This is a genomic window from Pseudomonas sp. ACN8 (assembly GCF_002303925.1).
Taxonomy (GTDB): domain Bacteria; phylum Pseudomonadota; class Gammaproteobacteria; order Pseudomonadales; family Pseudomonadaceae; genus Aquipseudomonas.
The window spans coordinates 56,457-75,955 of record NZ_MRCS01000003.1 but is presented as its reverse complement, the minus strand read 5'-3'; the positions used below and the strand labels follow the sequence as shown (position 1 = coordinate 75,955).

Sequence of the window (19,499 nt, the reverse complement as noted above, 5' to 3'; positions counted from 1 at the left end):
ACCGACAATACCCTCAACGCTTTTCAAATTTACGAAAAAATCGCCCTTTTCTCTCCCTCGGCCAATCTGGCGCGAATCCTGCCTGACTCAACGGCATGAAGTCGGTACTGACTATGTGGATGACACTTTTGAAGTGAGCCACCTCAGGGCCAGCCCCGATAATCGATAGCTTACTGACGAACTGTCGAGGTCAAGCATGACGAGCGCAACTATGGAACAAGTCAGCCCACAAACGCTGAGAAGAGTGATTGTGGCCGCCGGGATCGGCAATTTCGTCGAGTGGTTCGACTTTGCCGTCTACGGCTTTTTGGCCACGACCATCGCCCAACAATTCTTCCCCAGCGGCGATGCCAGTGCCGCGCTGCTCAAGACCTTTGCGGTGTTCGCCGTGGCCTTTGCGTTTCGGCCCCTTGGCGGGATTTTCTTCGGCATGCTGGGCGACCGGATCGGCCGCAAGCGCACCCTCGCGATGACCATCCTGCTGATGGCCGGTGCCACGACCTTGATCGGTCTGCTGCCCACGTATGCGGCGATCGGGGTCATGGCGCCGATTCTTCTGTCCCTAATCCGTTGCGCCCAGGGCTTTTCCGCCGGGGGGGAATACGCAGGTGCCTGTGCCTACCTGATGGAGCATGCACCGAGTGATAAACGCGCCTGGTATGGCAGCTTCATTCCGGTGTCGACATTTTCCGCCTTCGCCGCGGCCGCCGTGGTGGCCTACGCGCTCGAGGCTTCATTGTCGGCCGAAGCAATGGGGAGCTGGGGTTGGCGCCTGCCGTTCCTGATTGCCGCGCCCCTGGGCCTGGTGGGGCTTTACCTGCGCTGGAAGCTCGATGAGACACCGGCATTCCAGGCGGTGACTCAGGAACACGCTGTCGCACACTCTCCTCTCAAGGAAACTTTGCGCAACCATGGTGCGGCGATCTGTTGCCTGGGCGCTTTTGTGTCACTCACGGCACTCTCGTTTTATATGTTCACCACCTACTTCGCGACCTACCTGCAAGTCGCCGGTGGCCTGAGTCGCGCCACAGCCTTGCTGGTGTCACTGATTGCATTGCTGTTCGCTGCGGCGATCTGCCCGCTGGCCGGGCTGTATTCGGACCGGGTCGGGCGTCGGATCACGGTAATGACCGCTTGCGCGCTGTTGATCGTGGTCGTGTATCCATCGTTCCTGATGGCCAGCTCCGGTTCGTTCGCCGCGTCCATCGTCGGCGTCATGCTCCTGGCGATTGGCGCGGTGTTGTGTGGCGTGGTCACCGCGGCCTTGCTCTCGGAAACCTTCCCTACCCGTACTCGGTACACCGCCTCGGCGATTACCTACAACATGGCGTACACCCTGTTCGGCGGCACCGCGCCGCTGGTAGCGACGTGGCTGATCAGCACCACCGGCAGCAACCTGTCGCCGGCGTTCTATCTGATCGCGATTGCATTGCTCGCATTGGCGGGCGGGCTGGCATTACCGGAGACTTCAAGGATTTCCCTGCATGACGTTGCGTCGCAGGAGAAAGCCGAAGGCGTAGGCGCATCCGCCTGAAACACGAACGAGCCGGCCCGGCGAACCTTCGACCTCGGGCCGGCCTCATCATATAGCTCGACACACAGCCACTCGTCTGCTGGACCCGGTGATCATGCGCAGCGCGACTCAAAGCTGGCTACAGTCATGATTCCACTTTGATATCGCCGACTTGTCATGAAATGAAAAGAAATTGTCGTCGAATGAAGGGTCCACCGCCTCCCCCGTCCATAAATTCCTCTTCGGGCCCACGCGTTGAATCCCGCGATTTGATGCCAGGCCCAGTTGGCGCTACAACTGGGCGCCTTTGCGATTTATATGCTCAGCAAAATAATAATTCGAGGGGTCGCAGTGTATGCGTGTGAATTTACCCGTAACCGAGCATGAAAGAGTTTTCTCCACCGAACAGCGATTGATCTCCACGACCGATCTGGATAGCCGAATCACTTACTGCAATGACGCCTTTGTTGCCATCAGCGGCTTCACCTACGACGAACTGGTTGGTCAGACCCATAACCTGGTTCGACATCCCGACATGCCACCCGGGGTATTCGTGCATATGTGGCACACCATCAAGCAAGGCAAACCCTGGATGGGTATTGTTAAAAACCGCTCGAAAAATGGTGACTTCTATTGGGTCAGTGCCTACGTCACGCCCATCTATGAAAACGGACGCATGAGTGGTTACGAGTCGGTCCGCTCGGTGCCCAGCCGCGACCAGGTCCGCCGGGCATCAGCGCTCTATTCAAGGATGCGGGCCGGCAAGCCGATCGTTTCGCTGAACGCACGGATTTTCCGGCCACTGCAACAGGGTTGGCCAATATTGATGGCTGGCGGGGTTTCACTGCTGGGGAGTCAGTGGCTACCTCAAACAGCGGCACAAGGGCTCCTGGTCGCGAGCCTTGGTGTTGCCTGGTACCTGATCGAGTCCCGAAATCGCAGGGTCATCGAGCGCACCCTGGCCGAGCATCCGAAAGCCTTTTCCGATCCGTTGGTCGCACTCACCTATAGCGATAATCACGGCCCCCAGGGGCAACTGGACATGGCCATGGTCAGTGAGGAAGCGCGCCTGCAGACAGCCCTGAGCCGGCTCGTCGATGCCGGGGTCAACGTCAAGGCCAAGGCGGCGCAGTCATCCGAGCTTTCAGGTTCCCAGGCGCAGTCGCTGGATCGCCAGCGCAGTGAAACCGATCAGTCTGCCGCCGCCATTTCACAGATGGCCGCCACCATTCAGGAGGTCACGCAAAACGTCATCAGCACCGCACATGCCGCCTCGGAGGCTGACCAGTTGACCCGTGACGGCAGTGAACTGGCCCGGCAAAGCCTGAGCGCCATGAAAACCATGCACGAGGCAGTCAACGAGATTGGCCAGGCGGTCAATGCATTGGCGAGCGAAACGCAATCGATCGGCAGTGTCGTGGACGTCATCACCTCCATTGCCGAACAGACCAACCTGCTGGCGCTCAATGCCGCCATCGAGGCGGCCCGGGCCGGCGAGCAAGGACGCGGTTTTGCCGTGGTTGCCGACGAGGTGCGTTCCCTTGCACAACGCACCCGCACCTCCACCGAACAGATCCACGGCATCATCGCTTCACTGTATGTCGGTGCCGATCGCGCTGTATCTACGGCCAATCGTGGCGAGCAGATTTCCCGCGAAAGCATGCAAAGTGTCGAGGCGGTGCAGTCGGCGTTGGTCGGCATCAGCCAGGCCGTCACCCGGATAACCGGCATGAGCCAGCAGATGGCCTCGGCGTCTGAAGAACAAAGTCACGTGGCTGAAGACATCAATCAACAGATCACCCGCATTGCCCAACTGTGCGATCACAGTGCCGGGCAGGCCAAGCAAGGTGCCGCCATCAGCCAGGATCTGGAAGTCATGGCCGATTACCTGCACAGCCTGGCCGAACGTTTCAGCCGATAGCCATTGGCGCCTGTTGACCCTATTGCATTCGGGCAACAGGCCCTTTGTAGGTGTTGCGCCTGGCGCAAAGGCGAACGTTCACGGGGACAGCGCTCTGACCGCAGGCAACGGCCGTACTATAATTAATGTCTGTCAATGTCTGCGTGGCGAGCGCTCCAAAACCAACCAGGTATCCATAGCGTTCACCTGACAGGCACTGGGCAGCACAGCAAATGGGATGGACAGTACGTCTGATTACGCGAGAGAGGGTTCAGCCATGAAAATTCACTCCTTCCAGCATTACTCTCATGGTCTGGAAATGGCCGTTCACGATGCATGGATTACCGCCAAGGTGAAGTCGGCCCTGGCATTTTCCGATCCGACCCTTAGCCTGCATATCAATGTCAAAACCCATGCGGGCAAAGTGGAGTTAAGCGGTCGCGTCAACACTCATAGACAGTGTGAACAGGCCATTGGTCTGGCCCGTTCGGTTCATGGTGTCGCCGACGTCGATGCCAGCGACCTGCAGACCCATGTGTTCACGCCAGGGAGTTTTCCAGAAGCGCCCAATGCCGAAGAGAGCACTGACCGCCGACCACAATCGTCGACAAGGAAGGACGACAAATGATAATGGCAACTTTGTAGGCGCCGCGCCCCCGGTCGGGAACCGAGGGCGGAGGGAAGCTGAATGCCTGTGTACCCCAGAGTTAATCGCCCATGGTTTCGTGGACATTTGCGACTGGCTGCCTATGGCCGATTCTGTTGAGAAAGTCGGCCATGGTTTGCGCAGCAAAACGTATGCGTCCGAGATTGATATCTTTAGCCTTTAACTAATGCCCTCGAAACCTGCACAATTGCCGGCTATTTTCGCGACAGGAAGTCCGACCATGCAACGGATTGTAATTCTGGGCAATGCTGGTAGCGGCAAATCTACCCTCGCCCGCGCCCTCGGTAAGCGCCTTGGCCTGCCCGTAGTGCACTTGGACACACTGTTCTGGGAGCCCGACTGGGTCGAGCCCGACGCCGAGCAGTTCCGCGCACGGGTCAGCGAAGCGATCGCACCGACTGCCTGGATTTGCGAAGGCAATTATGCCCGGCGTACCTTCGATCTTCGCCTGCCCCGTGCCGACCTGATCATCTGGCTCGATACACCGCGACTCACCTGTTTCACCCGGGTGATCATGCGCGGCATATTGAATCGCCCTCGGTCCGACCTTGCAGCAGGTTGTAAAGAGAAGCTCGACCGAGCGTTCTTTACCTTTCTGAGCTTCGTATGGAATTTCGATCGAGGCTACCGCCCAGGTATCGAGGCGGTGCGTCTGGCCTTGGGCCTTCAGATTCCTACGGTGCACTTGCGGCATCGCCGGCAGATTGCCGTATTTCTTGATAACTTGCCCCCAATGCCCTCAAACCTGTCTTGAATAGGTGGACAGCGGCACTCGACACCTAAGATTCTATAGAGGCACCGGCTCGCGTGCCTTGCTCTCTACCCTCTTATGTTGTTCTGGCCGTCCGGCTGGGCCTGGCACGTCGGTCACTCGGACTACCCGATGATGATCGTTGGCATCTACGCCACACTTGGCGTGTTCTTGATCCTGGCCGCACGTGATCCATTAGCCAATCTGAGCCTGATCTGGTTCATCGTGTGGCCCAGCGCCATACACGGAGCAATCATGGCCGTCCAGACGGTCACCCAGCCGGGGCAAATGGGGCGATTTGGGCTTCGATGCTGTACTCATCGCCGATGGGCATACCTGCTCTGATACTCCAACGCTTAAAGCAGAGGCCATCATTGCCCACCACAATGCAACTTTGGCGGGGCCATTCTGCCGAGTCGTCCAGGCTAAGGAATGGAGTTTTTAGGACACTCCCCTGATCGACCCAAGCCAAGGGTCGATCAGACCGCTTGGGGGCCGACGCGACGGCTGATATCTTTCCCGCGCACCAGATCGCGTCCGATCGACGCTGAGCCCATCAAGGAAGATAAAAACAATGAAAATACTATTCATCGCTTCGCTAGGAATTTTATCGCTGACTCAAACTTCACTGGCCTTCGCGGATAATGCCAATGGAAAAAATCTCTATCTACAGCGATGCAGCATGTGCCACGGAACAGGTCTCAAGGCAACAGGACCACTGGCCAAAAAAAGCAATCCGCCTACGCCTGATCTGACAACGTCCGCTTTCAAAAAGCGATTGAATGATTATCCGGGCGTGATTGTCTCTTCGATAATACTTCGCCCAAATGGCGACTTGATTCCAAGAACCTTGCGTGAGAATGGAGTAAAGCTATCGCCGCACTCATGGAGCGTTAAGGATCTGCGCGATTTGAATCAATACATGAGTGGTGTGATTTCACAAAAACGATGATCTTCAAAGTGCCTGGTCCTGACGCCAGCGCTTGACTCTGCCCCTTGGGGCAACCCCTACCCTGCCTTGTCCATTTCAGGTTCCGCCGTCAGCGGATAAGGCAATCCATGAATACGTTATCGCTGGTCACCGGTGCCAATGGGCATCTGGGCAACACCCTGATCCGGGCACTGCTCGCCCGGGAGCAACAGGTGCGCGCCGGGGTCCGTGACCCGCAGCGAAGCGCAGCCCTGAACGGGCTCGACTGCCAGGTGGTACGCGCCGAACTGCAGGACCCTGACTCCCTGCGCCAAGCCCTGCAAGGGGTGGACGTGCTGTATCAAGTAGCGGCAGTGTTCAAGCACTGGGCGAGGAACCCGCAGGCCGAGATCGTCGACGTCAACGTACAAGGCACGCGCAATGTACTACGGGCCGCGGCAGAGGCCGGGGTCCGGCGCGTGGTCTATGTGAGCTCCGTGGCAGCGGTGGGACACAACGGCCAGCACCTGGATGAAAGCAGCTGGAACAACGACCAGGACAACCCGTACTACCGCTCGAAAATCCTCTCTGAACGCGCGGCCTGGGAAACCGCCCAGGCCTGTGACCTGCCGATGGTCGCAGTGTTGCCCTCGGCAATCTCGGATTTCTCGTAGCAGCGTGCAAAAAAAAACGTTTTAACCAGTCAATGATCAGGCAGTTTGGGCAGAGCGACTGTTTTCAACAGAATCGGCCAGAAGCAGTCATTCGAAGCCAAGTTCAGACCACTTTGCACGTCAACCACGCCCCCCAGAAAAGGCTGCTGAAGAAACGGGTAGCGTCTCCAAATCCGGCGTCATGCAAGAGTTTTTGAACCGCCGCCTCGGAATGTGGAGGGTCAGCACCTTGAAGGATTTTCCCAAGCTTGACCTTCACTTCATCCGCGCTGGCTCCATGCTGCCGCCACCGCTGCCCCCAAGCCGCAAGCAGTAACGGCTGGCTGGCATATGCGTATTGATTCCCCGCGACAATCAGCGGCGCACCCGGTTTTAGATGAGCTCGAATGGATCGTAAAATTTGTCGCTTGGTTTCATCTCCATCGAGATGATGGAGTACACCAATCAAGGTCGCTGCGTCGTATGACTCGTCTGCTGCCAGGTCTTCAACTTGCCCAGGATGCATGGTCGTTCTTTCAAGCAGTTTGTTTGCCTCTAATTGCTGCTTCGCAGCCTCCAACATCGGCTCGGATGGATCAACCGCCGTGAAGCGCCAACCCGGCTCAAGCTTGGCCATAGCAACAATTTCCTGCGCCGTACCGCCAGCGCCAACTACAAGTATTTTTGCCGAACTTGTATTGCCCAGGCTTGCCGCCAACATGCACGCAGCCAAGTCTTGGCAGGCGTCATATCCAGCTAGTGCAATACGGCTCTGTCGTCCGTACTCATTGGCTCGTGAGGTATCAAATTTTTCAGCTGAGTTTAGAGGGGATGATTTCAAGGCGGTTCTCCATGTCCTGAAATCAAGCTACGCCAGACACAGCAATAATAAAAATTCATTAATTTTATGTGGCGTATTCCTGCAAGGAATGCATGGAGCAAAAAATTGCTGTTTGCTTGAGCGGATTCAGCTGTTTGTCGACAGTCAACTTTGGGTCGTTTTCTGCCTCTCGCCAAAGGGCAGTATCCGTCCAATATCCGACATTTCTCCCGTGGCAAGATAGCAGGCGTTCGCATCGCGAGGACTCAGCCGACTGAGTTGAAACACGGATTCACCTTGCGTGAAAATCCATCATGACATGTCATGACCTCCCTCAAAAAATGGACTTTGACCAACAAATACGGGGTTTAAAGGACGAATGGTCGAGAGGCGTCAAGCGCGGGGAATTGCCGGGAGTTTGCAGCCACTACAGGCTTTTCAGGCGGGCGCGTTCGTCGCGGTAAAGTGAACTTCACCTTCTCGACGTGTCACATTAGGTCCCCGTCAAGCGAACTTCAGCAGAGGTACAGCCTAATGAGCATGGCCACAATTGTCAGTGCCGTGATTTCCAGTCTCGCACCAAGCGTCTTCGACCAGAACGGCCTGCAAGAGCCCGGCGCGCATGTTTCGGCCGTCGATTACCACTACGGAATGGACATCGATGTGAAGCAGGTACTGCAGCGCACCGATACATCCGACAAGACCGGCATAGTGCCGGTGACCCTGGTCTACGAAGACAGCGAGGGCGAGGTTCACAAGATTCGTTTCCTCGAATGGGGCGCAAGCCCGGCCAACCCCGCCAGCATTGTCTGATCAACTCGTCGATAGCGTTCCGGGCCTCGTCTGCCCCCCAGAAGCGGAAGTTAAACCTCATATGCACTCAGTGCGGATGATGTTTTTTGTTACCTGAAAATGGACATCATCGAATGACTAAAAGTTCATTCGAGAAACTCACCGTTATCTTGGCGGCGTCATGTCGCAAGATTAATTAATAGTAATTGCTGGATATTAATTGAAATCAGCAGCGGCAAACTCCAATCAAGCCGTGCTGAGAGTCAATTGATTCACCATTACAATCAAGAGGCAACCATGGAACTTAGTATGTTCTCTTCGTCCACCGTGGAATATGTGCGTTTGGGCGTTGTATATTTTCATCTTATCGCCTGCTGTGTGGCAATCGGACTGGTTTTGACCAGTGACATTGCAATGGTCAAGCAACTCCTGAAGGGGGATGCGTCAGGTCACCACGATGACGCGCACATGGAAAGCCTTCAAAAAACCGTATCACTTGCACTTGTAGCGCTTTGGATTACGGGCATTGGCATTGTCGGGATCGATTATGCCGGCAAAGGGATGGAGTATTTCCTCAATCCAAAATTGCAAGCCAAAATCGGCATCGTTGTGCTGTTGACCTTTAACGGTTTCCTGTTGCATAGCGCTGTATTGCCGGCGCTGAAAAAAGCCGGTTCGTTGCTCAAACTTTCCTTCAGCCTGCGCATGCTGGCGCTGTTCTCCGGCGCCCTCTCGGCCGTGTCGTGGTTCTATGCCGCCATGCTCGGTGTGGGTCGTCCGCTGGCCTGGAAGTACTCGCTGGTGGAGTTGCTGGCCGCCTATCCGGTGCTCATCGTCGGTGGATTCGGGGCGATGGTACTGCTCACTGCCTGGGCAAAAAGCAGAGACGCTCAAGCGCGCATGGAACAAGGCACCTGGTCACCAGGAAACGCTGCCCTGGCTGGATGGTGAAGCCAGGTTGAACAAGGACGTTCAGCGTCAGTAAATGAATCACGTTTTAGCTGTTATCAACATCTCATCTGAGGATACCCAAATGAAATCCATGAAAACTCTCTTCGTTATTGCCGCTCTGACCGCTTCTTCTCTGGCCATGGCCACAGGCGGCGGTGACAAGACCTTCGCACGCATGGAAGCGGCCCGGAAAGTCTCGATGGAAACCTACCAGGTCGCGCAGAAACAGAAGACTGAAGGCGCTGTCGCTGAAAGCAAGGCCAAGGCAACCGACCGCGTCAAAGGCTGACCTGTATAGCGTCCCCTCGGCTAACTGAAATGTGCGGCCTCAAGGCTCAAATGGACGCCTCGCAAATCCTCCCCTCCCCCGCGCCACTGCTCAAGCCAGGAGAGACCGTGGTCTTGTTCGACGGTGTCTGCAAGCTATGCAATGGCTGGGTGAGGTTCTTGATTCGCCATGACCGCCAGCGGCGCTTGCGGTTGGCGACGGTTCAGTCACCCGAGGGGCAGGCTTTGCTTGCGTGGGCAGGTTTGCCCGTGGATCAATTCCACACCATGCTGGTGATCCGCGATCGACGCTACTGGGAGCGTTCGCAAGCTTTTTTCGAAATCATCGCCCTGCTTCCCGCACTCTGGCGCCCTGTGAACCTGTTGCGCATCGTCCCTCGCAAGCTTCGAGATTGGGCATACGACCGCATTGCGCTTAATCGTTATCGGCTCTTCGGGAAATACGACTCCTGCCTGTTGCCGGACCCTGATCATGAACAGCGTTTTTTGAAAGCGCCCCCCCTGAGAAACTGACTATCCCTTCAGGGGCAATCCCCCCAAACAAACGCCCGACAATGCCGGGCGCCTGTACTTCAGGTCTGCACTCAGAAGCGATAGTTGGTGCTCAGCTCCAGCGTCCGTGGAGCACCGGGTGTGATCAGATCCACTGAACCATGCGCCGAAGCGTAATAGTCCTTGTCGAAAACGTTGCGCAGCCGCAGGGCCATGTCCCATTTCGGCTCGTTGTACAGCAGCGCGGCATCCACGGTTGTGTAAGCCGGCATGACCACATTGTTGTCCAGCGCGGTATAGCGATCATCGACATAGTTGGCCCCCATGCCCACACGCCAGGTTTGGGTCAGCGAACGCACCAGCCACAGGTTGGCGCTGTGGCGCGGCGTCAAGGTGGGTACCTGGCCTTCGTTGGCGACACCATTGGTAAAGCTGTTGGACTTGGTGATCTCGGCATCCAGAAAGGCGTAACCGGCATAGACCTGCCATTTGTCACTCAACTGACCGCTGGCGGTCAGCTCAAGGCCATCGGTGCGTTGCTCACCCGCAAGCACCAGCTTGGTCGGGTTCGCCGGATCGCTGGTTTTCATATTGGTGCGTTCCAGGCGGAACAGCGCCGCCGTCAACGCCAGGCGATTATCGAGCAGGTCCCACTTGCCGCCGATCTCGAAGTTGGTGGTCTCCTCTGGTTCAAGGTCCTGGTTCGTCGTACTCAGGGCGAACATCTCGGCGGAGGGTTGATAGGAACGGCTCACCGACACGTAATAGGACTGCACTTGATCAGGCTGGTAGACCAGGCCGACTCGCGGGCTCCAGGTCGTATCGGTGCGGGACAGTTCGCTGTGCGTCAGGTCATCGGCGTACTCCTGGTTGAATACGTCATAACGCACACCCAACAGAGCCTTCCACTGTGGTGCCAGTTCGATCATGTCCTGCACGTAAAAGCCGGCGGTGTCCTGGGTGTTGGTGCCCTTGGCGGTTTGCCGATTGGCCTGGAACGGCACGTCGACCAGGCCATCGCGGTACACCGGCACCCTGGCCACATTGGATTGGTTGAATACGGACTGATCCTTTACCTGGCGCCCCAGTTCCACACCATAGAGCAGGTTATGATTCATCCCGGCGAGCACGGCGCGCTGCTTGAGCTCGGTCTGGTTGAACCAGCCGTCTTCCTTGCGCTGTACGTTGCCGCGGTTCAGTTTCACCAGCAGCTCACCATTGGGCGCAGTGACGAAACGTGTCGGGCTGGAGTCAGCCAGTGTGTTGTTGCGATCCAGGTCGTAGTGGTAGTAGCGGCTGGTATTGCTCAGGGTGAAGTCGTCATTGATGCGGTAATCGACACCCGCCGTGAACGAGAACACTTCGCTGCGGGTGTAGTCATCATCCGGGTCGGCGGCACCGAAGCGCTTGTCGCGGTCCACATCGACCGGACGGTCGCCGAATGCCGGGATGCCGAAGTCGATCAGACGCTTGTCATACAGATAGGTAGCGCCCAGGTTCAGTTCCAGATCATCCGAAAGCTTGAAGTAGGCCGAAGGCGCGATGGCCTTGCGGTCGGTGTAGCCGTCATCCCGGTAGGTGTCACTGTTCTCCAGTGCGCCTGTCACACGAAAGGCCTTATCGCCGTGCTGCTGATCGGCCCAACCGGCATCGAACTGAGTGCGTTTTTCGCCCTCGCTGTCGACACTGACGCCGACCTCCTGCCTGGGTGCGAAGTTGGGTGCCTTGCTGATGCTGTTGATCAGGCCCCCCGAAGAGCCGCGGCCATAGAGCACCGCAGCCGGCCCCTTGATCACTTCCACCCGCTCGACATTGGAAAGATCCCGGAAATACAGCGCATCGTCACGAATGCCGTCGACATACATGTCGCCAATGGCACTGAATCCACGGATGGTGACCTGGTCGCGCTGTCCGTCACCATTGGACAGTCCGATACCAGGGACATTCTTCAGCACGTCCTCCATCGACCGTGCCCCCTGATCCTTGATGACGCTCTGGGGAACCACGTTGACGGTTTGCGGGATATCACGTAGCGGAGCATCGATCTTCAGTGCGCTCCTGCTCTCGGTCGGCATGTAACTCAGCTCGTTGTACTCACTGTTCACAGCGGTTGCCGGTAGGGTTAGAGCAGACTCCGTTTCTGCCTGTAGATCAGGTACAACCAGAACACCCAGCAAAGACAGAGAGGCTGGGTAAATGCGCGATCGAGCCACCATGGACACCTTTGTATGAATTATCGCGCGAATAATAACGATTATCTTTTGTAAGTAAATAAAAATCATTCCTATGCGTAAATAAGAACGATTGTTCCATTTGGTCGAGGGTGCAGGTTTTGGGGGCGCTGCTCATCCAGCCATCAGGTACGCCCGGCCGAACCGGTGACGGGCAGGTTCCCGAGCAGCTTGAGCCCGGTACTCTTCACGAACGTTTCATAGTCCATGGGTTTCTGAATACGGGTTTCTGCGTTAGGCAGCACGTAGGCCCAGGCACGTTTGGACGATGCGTCGTATACCAACTTGAACAGGCGGCTCGGCACCCAGACCTGGTTGTCTCCGATGGTCGAGTAGCCGGGATCAAAGAGCGGGCCGGTGAAGACAAACACATTGCCATCGGCGCGCTTGGCAAACTTGCGCACATCAGACTCGACCTTGCTCCAGATCTTGCGGTTGTTGGTCGGGTCTTGCGGCACCATGTTCGACAGCGCAAAGGATTGGGCCATGGCCTTGGGGCTCGGGGCATCGGCTACCGGGGATTGATGGCCACGGTCCACGGCCGGATGCTGGCTGCGGTAGTCACTCAACTCGGCGCGCCCTCCCTTGGGAATGCGTGGGTCCGGGTAGAATTGATTGGTGCGCTCCTCCCCTTTGGCATCCTGCAACTGGGCGGCATTCAGGCGCTCGACCACCACCAGCGGGGTCTTGCTGGTTTGCGAGTACAGCACCGCGAAGTTGTCGGAACACAGCGCCAGGGGTTTCATCGATGCAGGCACTGTGGCCGTGTTGATCGGTTTCGCTGCCGGGAACAGATCGGCGCAGCCATCAAACGAGGCCTGTTTCTGTTTGCTTGAATAGAGGTCCAGTGCCGCGTTCCGGCTGATCGAGCCGGAGCGGGACGTTTGCTCATGTTGCGCGGTGGGTGGCTTGAGGATGTCCAGCAGACTGCGGGCTTGTGCCCCGGACGAGAGCAAAACAAGGGCCGACAGCCCAACTGCAATTTTGCGTAGGTACATGGGTTAAATCTTCGAAAGGAATTGAGGGGTAAACGTACGGCGGGCCCGATTCACGGAACCGGGTGGAGGGCGTTACTGACTATGTGGCGGCGTTCATGCTTTCGCTGTCCTTGATCAAGTTATCGATGCGGGCCGGTGGGTACGACGGCCGAGGGTCGAGCGAGGTGTATGGACCATGACAAGATCGGTTAGTGCAATGCCGTACTCAGCAGCCCTATCATTGTGACGCTGTGGTGGATGACTTATCCAGCACCCCTCGATACCCTTTCGCACCCGGGTGCCTGACGGCAATTCAGGCCAAACCACACTTCATCCAGACGAACCAAAAATGAAATCCTCCGCAGGTTTGTTGTTGTCAGGTATCGAGCTGGACCGTGCCAGTTCCATCCCCTTGTACCGCCAACTCTACTTGCAGATTCGCAAACAGATCCTCGGTGGCAGGATTCAGGGAGGCGTGCGCCTGCCGTCCACCCGGACCCTGAGCAAGGAGCTGCAGCTGTCGCGAATCAGCATTCTCAATGCGTTCGATCAACTGATTGCCGAAGGTTTTCTGACGTCGCGGACCGGGGCCGGGACCTATGTCGGCCATGAGTGGGAAAACCGCAGTATCGATGACGATGAGCACAAGCGCCAGCCCCCTCGCCTGTCCGACTTGAGCCAGTCCATGCTGTCGTTGCGCAGCGATCATTTCCGCGGTGTTTCCTATGCCGGCTGGGCGACCGGGAGCCCTACCTCGTTCCTGCCCAGCCACTGCGCCTACGATGCGTTCCCCCAATCGGTCTGGAAGCGCCTGTTGAACCGCCACCTGCACAAACCCACCAAGGCCATGCTCGGCTATGGCGAACTACAGGGATTGCTGGCCCTGCGCGAGGCGATTGCCGAGTACGTCTTCGATGCCCGGGGCATTGATTGCAGTGCCGATCAGGTGGTCATCGTGTCCGGCGCCCAGCAAGCCTTCAACCTGCTGGGCATGCTGTTGCTCAATCCGCAGGACAGTTTCTGGATGGAGGATCCGGGGCATATCGCGGCGCGCATTGCGCTCCAGGCCCAAGGTGGCCGGGTCGTGCCGTTGCGTATCGACGAACAGGGGATCGATGTCCGGCAAGGCCTGGCTGTGTGTCCTGACGCCCGCCTGGTGTTTACCACACCTTCGCGTCAGCATCCCCTGGGCGTCACCATGAGTTATGGGCGGCGCCAGGAACTCATCGACTGGGCCGCCCAGAATCAAAGCTGGATCATCGAGGACGACTGCGACAGCGAGTTTCGCTACAACGGGCGTCCCCTGCCGGCACTCTATGCCATGGACCAATGGGCCCGGGTCATCTATGCCGGAACCTTCAGCAAGGTGCTCTTCCCCTCGCTACGACTGGGTTACGTGATACTGCCGAACGCCTTGATCGAGCCCTTCTGCACCCTGCGGGCGGTCATGGATCGCAGCCCGCCCACACTGCTCCAGGCCGTCACGGCGGACTTCATGCGCGAAGGCCACTTTCTCGGCCATATTCGTCGAATGCGCGCCCTGTACCAGGCTCGCCAGCAGGCACTGGTCGAACAGCTGCAGAAACGGCTGGGGACTTTCTTCAGGATCACGCCGGTGGAAGCCGGCATGCACCTGATCGCCTGGTTACCCGCGCATCTCGATGACGACGCCCTTGCCAGGGAACTCGGCCGGCATGACATTCATACCTATCCCCTGAGCGACTACTGCGTCGAACATGTCTTGCCGCCGGCGCTGCTGATCGGCTTTGCCAGCACCCCGGAGGACCAGGCCGAAGCGCGTGTCGAAGCGCTGGCCCAGGCCCTGGACGAAATGGGCTACCTGCAACCGGCCACTTGATCCAAGGCAAGTGGTCTTATGAATTAACTGATAATGGATCTATCGAGAGTTCCTGACTGGCGCGATAAAGGCTGCGCCGGTAGACCCGGTGTCTGAACCAGGAACGACTCGAATGAACAATAAGATCCAGGAACGATTCAACGCCTTGCTCAGCCATAAGGCTGTCGAGGCCGAGGCTCCCCCCCTACTGACCGAGGCACTGGCCCGCCAGTTGCTCGACCGACTGGCGCAACTGCGCCTGTTTGCCCATGCCTACCCCTTGCTGACCAATCTGACCCACGGTCGTGTCACCCCTGGCGACCTGCTGGACTTCGCCTATCGCCATGAACTGCAGGGCTTGAGCCTGCACCTGCTCGACGGCGAGGAAAACAGCCTGAGCCAAATGACCGTCGCGCAGCTTCAGGCGTTCGCGGCCAAGGCCAATGCCCTCGGGCTGGACGTGCATCTGGAAATCAGCAGCACCCTGAAAAAAGATGTCGACCAAGTGATCGCCATCGCCAAGGCGCTGGGTACCCGCAACATCCGTGTCTACTCACGCTACGAAGGGGCGCTGTCCCGGGTCATGGACGTGATCGAGTCAGACCTGCACTACCTCGCGCAACAGGCAGACGAGCACGACCTGTTCTTCGACTTCGAGCAGCATGAAGAACTCAAGAGCGGCGAGATCGCGCAACTGCTGAGCCGGCTGAACCACCCTCGCCTGCACGCCCTGTTCGACTTCGGCAACATGATCAATGCCTGCGAACAGCCCCTGGCGGCACTGCGCGCCCTGGCCCCGCACATACGCCAGACCCACCTCAAGGGTGTGCGCATCGTGCCTGAGCAAAACGGCTTCGGGCATTACGGCGTGCTGCAAGGCAGTAACGAAGACGACCTGCCCAGCGCACGCATGTTGTTCGAACTGCTGATGCTCGGCGAATCAACCCCGCAAGTGATCGCTTTCATTCTCGAGCAGGAAAACCACTACGTGGCCCCGGCGTTCCGCCAGCTCGACGAAGCCGCCGACCCGTTCATTGCGTACCGGGAAATGAGTGAAACAGCGCTGCCGGAAGGCTTCTCGCTGGAACGAATGCTGGCCGATGAACACCGCTGGGCCAACAACCAGGTCGCCTACATACGCGGTCTGCTGGCCGAGTTCCGCACCCTGGCCGAGTTGACCCTGGCCCATTGCGCTAACGACTGAACCTGGCGTGCCGACCAGCACTGCCTACCCAATTACGCCTGGAGAACAATAATGACATCCCAAGACAAGGCCAAATGGCTCAGATTCCTGATTCTCATCCTCGGTGGCGGCACCATCTACAAACTGGCGAATCTCAAAGACGCCTTCTACATCCCCATGCAAGAATTCATGGGGCTGTCCCACACTGAAATCGGCGTGCTGCTGAGCGCCAACGCCATCATCGCCACCGCGTTGTTCGTGGTGGGCGGCATGCTCGCCGACCGGTATGACACGCGCAAGCTGATCCCCCTCGGCCTGATCGGTACCGGCGGCCTCGGGCTCTACCTGGCGACCTTTCCGCCCTTCAGCAATCTGCTGGTGGTGTTCTGCCTGCTGGCCGTGTGTGCCGACTGCCTCTTTTGGCCTTCGCTGCTCAAAGCCATCCGCAACCTGGGCGACGATAAGGAACAGGGTCGCCTGTTCGGCCTGCTCGAAGGCGGACGTGGCGTCATCGATACCCTGGTCGCCTTCTCTGCACTGGGTGTCTTCGTCGCCATGGGCTCCGGTGAAAACGGCCTGAAGTCGGCGATCCTGTTCTACTCGGTCATCGACATTCTTGCCGGTACCCTGACCTGGCTGCTGCTCAAGAGCGGCAAAACCCAGTCGACCGTCAAGCCGAAGAACGGGTTGTCGAACCTGTTCGAAGCCATCAAGGTGCCGGGCATCTGGCTGGTCAGCCTCAACGTGTTCATGGTCTACATCGTGTACTGCGGCCTGACCTATTTCATTCCCTACCTCAAGGAAATGTACGAACTGCCCGTGGCCCTGATAGGCGCCTACGGCATCATCAACCAGTACTTCCTCAAGATCCTGGGCGGCCCTGCCGGTGGCTTCATCGCCGACAAACAGTTCAAGAGTTCCAGCCGCTATCTGAAGTGGGCATTCCTGGCGTTGTTGCCGTTGATGGGCGTCATCATGCTCATCCCGAAAAGCCCGGATTACATCTACGCAGGCATGGCGGCCACCCTCTCCTTCGCGCTGATTGTCTTTTCCATGCGCGGCGTGTTCTGGGCCCCCATGGGTGAAGTCGGCATTCCCCAGCACATCACCGGTTCAGCCTTCGGGATCGGTTGTCTGATCGGTTATGCGCCTGGCATGTTTGCCTACGTCATCTATGGCGCCATCCTTGACCACTTCCCGGGTCAACAAGGCTACAACTACGTGTTCTCGTTGATGAGCGTATTGGCCATTGTCGGGTTCATGGTGTCCAGCCTGCTGTATCAAGCGGTCCGCAAAAACGCCACGATCACTGGCAAGGTCAGCGCCGCGCAAGCCTGAAAACAGGTGGGTGTATGCGCTGCGGCGGTCACCGAAGCTTCTCGGTGACCGCCGCACTGGCACCGCCATCAAAATGCAAAACCCGCCTCCTCCAGGGCCATCAGGCAATACCAGGAGCAACGTCAGGAACGACGAATTTCCAATGTGGCGCGTAACCCTCCAGGGCTGCGGTTCTCCAGCTTGATCTGCCCACCCAAGTGATCGGCAATGGCTTTGACGATGGTCAGCCCCAACCCTGCACCCTGAGCATTTCCTCGGCTGTAGAAACGCTCGAAAAGCCGATCGCGATCCTGCTCGTTGATGCCCGGCCCTTCATCCTCGACAGACAGTTCGTAGCTATTTTCCTTTTCGACCAGCCTGACAGTGATGACTCCATGCCGGGGGGAGAAATTCGCCGCATTGGTCACCAGATTGTTCAAGGCAATATCGATCGCGGCCGGGTCGACTCGCGCAAGGCTGATGTCGTCGCTGACATCAAAAACCAATTCAAGCCCCTTGCTCAGCAACCAGGGCGTCAACTGAATCAGACTGTCGCGAACGGTGCTGGCCAGATCAATGGACGCAGGCGGTTCAGTCCCTGCTCCAGGCTCTATGCGAGCCATCGTCAGCAATTGATTGACCAGTCGACTGGTACGGTCCACGCCGGCAATCAAGAATTCGAGCGATGCGCGACGATCCTCTTCACTCCCCGCCTCCATCAGGTTTTGCGCGTGGATCCTGAGCACCGCCAGTGGTGTACGCATTTCGTGGGCGGCGTCAGCGATAAAGCGTCGCTCGCGCCCCATGACTTCCTGAATTTGCGCGAGCATGCGATTGAGGGCGGCCTGCATGGGCTCGAGTTCAGTGGGGAGTGGTGTCAATTGCAAGGGTTCGAGCGAGCCGGGCTTACGGGCTCGTAGCGTTGCAGCCATATTGACCAGCGGTTTCAATCCCCAGCCGATGGCCAGCCAGATCATGGCGGCCAGCAACAGACTCCCCAGGATATTGGGCCACAGCGTGTGGCGTACGATCCGGTCCACCAGGTCCATTCGCACGTCGTCCCGTTCACCCACCCAGATGCGCAGGTTGTTCTGCTTGTCTTCAAGCAGGAAGGCGCGCCAATGCCGGTCGTTCAGGTCGACTACATCGCTGAAGCCTGGTGTGACCGCCGGTGTGCTGAAGGACGGAGAACTGGCCGTATGCACCAGCACTTCGTTCCTGGCGTTCCACACCTGAAACGCAATCTTCGTTTCATACGGATGCCCCCCGCCCCCGGGCGTCGCCTCGTTCAGGGCCTGGTTGAAAGCCTTGTACAGATCCGCATGGTCCTTGCTCACCATGGGCATACGCATGACGCCTTGCAGCAGGCGAGCATTCTGGGCCAGCTGGGCATCATAGACTTCGGCGATTTCATGGTTGCTGTCGTGCAGATTGAACACACTGATCACGGCCACGCCGGCGAGCATCAGGCCGATGATCAGGGTCAGGGTGCGACGCCGGATCGAGGTCATCGACGCTCCTCCACCAGATAACCGATACCACGGACGGTGCGGATCAGATCGGTGGAGAACTTCTTGCGCAGGTGATGGATGTGCACTTCCAGGGTGTTGCTTTCGGCCTCCTCGTTCCAGCCGTACAGCAACTGCATCAGATGATCGCGAGTCATTACCCGGCCAGGTGGCGAGAGCAGTTCGTGGAGCAACTGGTATTCCTTGGGTGTCAGGGCCACCGGCTCGCCTTTGTAGCTGACTTGCTGTGTACCGGGATTCAGGCTGATACCGGCGTGCTCGATCAGCGATTGTCCACGCCCGGCGCTACGCCGAAGCAACGCACGTATGCGCGCCTTCAACTCTGCCAGGTCGAAAGGCTTGATCAGGTAGTCGTCGGCGCCGGCATCCAGGCCGGCGATGCGGTCTTCGGTGGCATCGCGCGCGGTCAGGATCAACACCGGCAGATTGGAACCGCTGTCCCGCAAGCGCCTCAGCACTTCAAGACCGTCCATGCGTGGCAAGCCAAGGTCGAGCACCGCCAGATCGAAGATTTCGCTGAGCAACGCGTGCAAAGCGCTATTGCCGTCCTGCAACCAGTCGACGGTATAACCTTCACGGCCGAGGGCCTGATGAATGCCCTCGCCGAGCGCCACGTCGTCCTCTATGAGTAATAAGCGCACAGGGTCTCCTGTTAGCCGTAATGCTGTTCAGTTAAGCGAATGTGGTC

At 58.0% G+C, this 19,499-nt stretch carries 16 protein-coding genes and 5 pseudogenes; 16 read left to right on the top strand and 5 right to left on the bottom strand.

Annotation, left to right across the window (positions count from 1 at the left end):
* Positions 1-196: 196 nt before the first annotated feature.
* From BSF44_RS02550 to BSF44_RS02515, 9 genes and pseudogenes are all read left to right on the top strand, one after another.
* Complete coding sequence (locus BSF44_RS02550) at positions 197-1,534, top strand: MFS transporter (RefSeq protein ID WP_095942126.1); 1,338 nt, start codon at positions 197-199, stop codon at positions 1,532-1,534.
* Positions 1,535-1,868: 334 nt separating this feature from the next.
* Positions 1,869-2,177: pseudogene (locus BSF44_RS30965) on the top strand (PAS domain-containing protein); the annotation flags it as partial.
* A 282-nt stretch (positions 2,178-2,459) separates the two neighbouring features.
* Positions 2,460-3,434 (top strand): annotated as a pseudogene (locus BSF44_RS30960) (methyl-accepting chemotaxis protein); the annotation flags it as partial.
* A gap of 256 nt (positions 3,435-3,690) precedes the next feature.
* Positions 3,691-4,041 (top strand): BON domain-containing protein, encoded by a 351-nt coding sequence (locus tag BSF44_RS02540; RefSeq protein ID WP_095942124.1) that lies wholly within the window; start codon positions 3,691-3,693, stop codon positions 4,039-4,041.
* A gap of 259 nt (positions 4,042-4,300) precedes the next feature.
* Positions 4,301-4,834 (top strand): AAA family ATPase, encoded by a 534-nt coding sequence (locus BSF44_RS02535; RefSeq protein ID WP_095942123.1) that lies wholly within the window; start codon positions 4,301-4,303, stop codon positions 4,832-4,834.
* Positions 4,835-4,882: 48 nt separating this feature from the next.
* Positions 4,883-5,125 (top strand): annotated as a pseudogene (locus BSF44_RS30590) (DUF6632 domain-containing protein); the annotation flags it as partial.
* A 1-nt stretch (position 5,126) separates the two neighbouring features.
* Positions 5,127-5,276 (top strand): annotated as a pseudogene (locus BSF44_RS02525) (cysteine hydrolase); the annotation flags it as partial.
* Positions 5,277-5,405: 129 nt separating this feature from the next.
* Positions 5,406-5,783 carry a c-type cytochrome gene (locus BSF44_RS02520; RefSeq protein ID WP_095942121.1) on the top strand — a complete coding sequence of 126 codons (378 nt, stop codon included), beginning with the start codon at positions 5,406-5,408 and terminating at the stop codon, positions 5,781-5,783.
* Between the two features lie 107 nt (positions 5,784-5,890).
* Positions 5,891-6,400: pseudogene (locus BSF44_RS02515) on the top strand (NAD-dependent epimerase/dehydratase family protein); the annotation flags it as partial.
* Positions 6,401-6,518: 118 nt separating this feature from the next.
* On the opposite strand, the gene BSF44_RS02510 reads toward BSF44_RS02515, so the two are convergent.
* A complete protein-coding gene (locus BSF44_RS02510) occupies positions 6,519-7,235 on the bottom strand; it encodes a class I SAM-dependent methyltransferase (protein WP_095942120.1) in 717 nt (238 codons plus the stop codon).
* A 513-nt stretch (positions 7,236-7,748) separates the two neighbouring features.
* On the opposite strand from BSF44_RS02510, the gene BSF44_RS02505 reads away from it, so the two are divergent.
* The 4 genes from BSF44_RS02505 (at position 7,749) to BSF44_RS02490 (ending at position 9,758) form a co-directional block, all read left to right on the top strand.
* Positions 7,749-8,027: a DUF2790 domain-containing protein gene (locus BSF44_RS02505; RefSeq protein ID WP_095942119.1), complete on the top strand. Its 279-nt coding sequence runs from the start codon at positions 7,749-7,751 to the stop codon at positions 8,025-8,027.
* 276 nt (positions 8,028-8,303) lie between these two features.
* Positions 8,304-8,957 carry a hypothetical protein gene (locus tag BSF44_RS02500; protein ID WP_095942118.1) on the top strand — a complete coding sequence of 218 codons (654 nt, stop codon included), beginning with the start codon at positions 8,304-8,306 and terminating at the stop codon, positions 8,955-8,957.
* Positions 8,958-9,039: 82 nt separating this feature from the next.
* Positions 9,040-9,246: a co-regulatory protein PtrA N-terminal domain-containing protein gene (locus BSF44_RS02495; RefSeq protein WP_095942117.1), complete on the top strand. Its 207-nt coding sequence runs from the start codon at positions 9,040-9,042 to the stop codon at positions 9,244-9,246.
* A gap of 50 nt (positions 9,247-9,296) precedes the next feature.
* Entirely contained in the window at positions 9,297-9,758 is a 462-nt protein-coding gene (locus BSF44_RS02490; protein WP_095942228.1) for a thiol-disulfide oxidoreductase DCC family protein, read from the top strand.
* Positions 9,759-9,829: 71 nt separating this feature from the next.
* Here BSF44_RS02490 and BSF44_RS02485 read toward each other — a convergent pair whose 3' ends face one another.
* The gene (locus BSF44_RS02485) at positions 9,830-11,953 is read right to left on the bottom strand and encodes a TonB-dependent siderophore receptor (RefSeq protein WP_095942116.1); all 2,124 of its coding nucleotides are present in this window, start codon (positions 11,951-11,953) and stop codon (positions 9,830-9,832) included.
* Positions 11,954-12,093: 140 nt separating this feature from the next.
* The gene (locus BSF44_RS02480) at positions 12,094-12,966 is read right to left on the bottom strand and encodes a DNA/RNA non-specific endonuclease (protein WP_095942115.1); all 873 of its coding nucleotides are present in this window, start codon (positions 12,964-12,966) and stop codon (positions 12,094-12,096) included.
* 328 nt (positions 12,967-13,294) lie between these two features.
* Here BSF44_RS02480 and BSF44_RS02475 point away from each other — a divergent pair, with 328 nt between their 5' ends.
* The 3 genes from BSF44_RS02475 to BSF44_RS02465 all read left to right on the top strand — a co-directional run bounded on the left by BSF44_RS02475 (position 13,295) and on the right by BSF44_RS02465 (position 17,303).
* Positions 13,295-14,803 carry a PLP-dependent aminotransferase family protein gene (locus BSF44_RS02475; protein WP_095942114.1) on the top strand — a complete coding sequence of 503 codons (1,509 nt, stop codon included), beginning with the start codon at positions 13,295-13,297 and terminating at the stop codon, positions 14,801-14,803.
* Between the two features lie 112 nt (positions 14,804-14,915).
* A complete protein-coding gene (locus tag BSF44_RS02470; protein ID WP_095942113.1) occupies positions 14,916-15,986 on the top strand; it encodes a sugar phosphate isomerase/epimerase in 1,071 nt (356 codons plus the stop codon).
* 51 nt (positions 15,987-16,037) lie between these two features.
* The gene (locus BSF44_RS02465) at positions 16,038-17,303 is read left to right on the top strand and encodes a nitrate/nitrite transporter (protein ID WP_095942112.1); all 1,266 of its coding nucleotides are present in this window, start codon (positions 16,038-16,040) and stop codon (positions 17,301-17,303) included.
* A gap of 122 nt (positions 17,304-17,425) precedes the next feature.
* On the opposite strand, the gene BSF44_RS02460 is transcribed toward BSF44_RS02465, so the two are convergent.
* Positions 17,426-18,793, bottom strand: a complete 1,368-nt coding sequence (locus BSF44_RS02460) for a HAMP domain-containing sensor histidine kinase (protein ID WP_095942111.1) — start codon at positions 18,791-18,793, stop codon at positions 17,426-17,428.
* Positions 18,790-19,452 carry a response regulator gene (locus BSF44_RS02455; protein ID WP_095942110.1) on the bottom strand — a complete coding sequence of 221 codons (663 nt, stop codon included), beginning with the start codon at positions 19,450-19,452 and terminating at the stop codon, positions 18,790-18,792. The genes BSF44_RS02460 and BSF44_RS02455 overlap by 4 nt, the downstream gene beginning before the upstream one ends.
* Positions 19,453-19,499 lie beyond the last annotated feature (47 nt).